General features: G+C 55.5%; 1 protein-coding gene. It reads right to left on the bottom strand.

The features are described 5' to 3' along the window. Window positions 1-2,615: BREX-1 system adenine-specific DNA-methyltransferase PglX (gene pglX / locus AKU94_RS04670; RefSeq protein ID WP_050526174.1), on the bottom strand; the 2,615-nt coding region annotated here is incomplete at both ends.

Genomic DNA, 2,615 nt, shown 5'->3' with positions numbered 1-2,615 from the left:
TCACATGGTCGCCGTAGAAATCCTTGGTGAAATACTTGCGGATATCCTTGCCCAGCGCGTCCTCGATAAAGCGCAGGTTTTCGCGGAACGTGTCTTCGCCGAAACTGACGCGCAGGAACTGGCGAAAGCGGTCGGTGATGTCATCGGCGAACCAGTCGGCGTCGAGCACGGGGATGACGTTATCCTTGTCCGGCATGAAGCTGGGCTCGGGCACGCGGGAAAGGTAGTCGGCCAGCGTTTCGCCCTGATTGGCGAGGATCAGGCCGGGCGCGTCGAGGCTGTAGCGGCCGAACATGCAGCCGACGGCGTAGGAGAGGAACTCGGCCATCGTGTCGGCGCGCAGGCGGGCCTCGTTCGCGGCCACGTCATTCTTGATGCCATAGCGATAGGCGGGGTTGCAGGTCAGCGTGATCTCATTCAGCGGCACCTCGGGGGTCAGCTCGTCTTGCAAACCGTAAGCGTCGATGAAGATGCGGTTGTTCTCTTCCTCCAACCGCTGCATCTCGTCCGTCATGCCCTGCCAATGGGTGCGGAGGGTGGTGTAGGTGTCCTCCAACGTCTCGGCGCGATGATCGGGTTGGAGCAGCGGGAGCGTGGTGAAATCCCAAGAGGTTTCGTAGGCGTCCCAGTCGGCGCGGCAAAAATCGACCGCCAGCTCTGCGTTTTGGCCTGCTTTGAAAGCGGAAGGAACGTCCGAAGCTTTCGCGAGGGGTAAGTTGCGGAAGTCGCCAATCTGAAAACTCAAGCTTGGGTTGAGGATTGGCGTTAGCACTGAGACCACTTTGGAATTCAGAAATCCTAACGCATATGTCAGAGATTCACCCTCGAAGAATGCTGAAGGTCCCTTTGCGTCAAATAGATGGCCTTCAGAAAAGTATTTGAATGACGATGGGCCGGACGTGATGTCGGACCAAGTTATCCCAGGTATGAAATACTTTTTTTCGCCTCTTATGCAGCAATTATCTTGCTGCTTGATCTCTCGACCGTTGTCGGCCCAATTCACGAAATACTCATTGTTGCCATACCACTTTCTAAATGGACCGCCCTTGTTGTATGGGACCCATTTGTTGCCTTGTCTCGACTTAACCCCGTCGACTTCGTGCCATTGTCTAACAAAGCGGTCGTTGTCGCCTGTTTGGATACCGTTCGAAGATAGGGTGACACTGCCGACCGATGGCATCGTAGCAAACGCATTTTTGATTACATCCGACAGCCAATAAGAGATCGGCTGTCCCGGTACTTTCTTGAAATCCGACTGGCTTGCCGTGTAACGATTATAGTCTTCTTGCCTGAAAAGTTGTTCGATTTGAGTAGGAGTTCGTACGTCAACATGTTGATCAAAGAGCCTCCTATAGATACCCGTGTCTCCAACTTTTGGCGGCCTCTTAGCGATGCAAAAAGCGGTTGTTCCGAAGTCCGACCCAAAGATTCCACGGCCCAAGTGCAGCATATTGAGGAAGGTGCTGTTGGTGAGAAGTTCTTCACGAAGTTCGGAATAGGTTCCCAAGAACATCCACGACGGCAGATTGATAATTCCAAAAAAGCCGTTGGGTGTGGTCAAATTCTTGCTCACAGCGATGAAGCAGGTCATGAGATCCGTTTTTTCTGAGGAATAGTGTGTGGTGAGCCATTTTTTTAGTATGGGGTTCATATTTCGCGCGCCCATATAAGGCGGGTTAGCCACCACCACATGATACTTCGGCGTCAGCGCCTCGGCCATGCGCAGCACGGCCATGACGCGGTCCTGCACCTCCTTCAGCAGCAGATCGCCGACAAAATCCCGCGCCTCCACGACCCGCAGCGTCTCGGCTGGATCGCGCAGTTTCGGCACGATCAGCGAACCGAAGTTCTTGCCTTGCTCGAACTGCATAAGCGTCTCGCGCAGTTCGTCCGTGAAAAGGTCCTTGCCGACCACGGCAGCCACGTCCTGCATCTCGGCATCCGTAAAGGCCACGTTCTGCAACACGCAGATACCGGGCTTCGCCTCCATCCGCAGAAACCGCCGCCGCCCCAGCTTGGCCGCCGCTTTCATCGCCAGCGCAAAGGCGGCCAGCGCGCCCGCGCGGTCGTCAATCTCCACCCCGGTCAGGTTGTGGGTCAGGATCAGTGCCGGGATCTTGTCGGCCTCATACCCCTCTTCCTCATAGATGGCGTAGAGCAGATCAAACGCATAGGTCAGCATATGCCCCGACCCGCAGGCCGGATCGCAGAGTTTGATCTCTTCGGGCTTGCCAATCTTCAGAAAATCCGTCTCGGGTTCTTCTGGTGCGATGTAATAATCCATCCGCTCGGCCAGCTTTGATCCCGGCCGGTTCAGCAGCCAGAGCCGCCCCAGCGAGTTCTCCACCAAATAGCGCACGATCCAGTGCGGGGTGAACAGCTGCGTCGCGGCGGGGATGTTCTCGGCCGTGATCTTGACGTTCTTTTTCACGCCCGCGAAGACCTGATCCTTTTTTTCCGAGATGTAGAACTGGTAAAGCCAGCCGATGATCTCGACGTCCTGACAGGCGTCCTCGGTCATGACCTTGCGCAGTTCGGCCAAAATGGAGGTTTGTGACAGCAGATCCTCGGGCATCAGCAGTTCGGTGAAGTCGTCGATCTGTTCGAACAAAAAG

This window comes from Pseudorhodobacter aquimaris (genome assembly GCF_001202025.1).
In the GTDB taxonomy this organism is placed as follows: Bacteria; Pseudomonadota; Alphaproteobacteria; order Rhodobacterales; family Rhodobacteraceae; genus Pseudorhodobacter; species Pseudorhodobacter aquimaris.
This window is presented reverse-complemented; position numbering and strand designations above follow the sequence as displayed.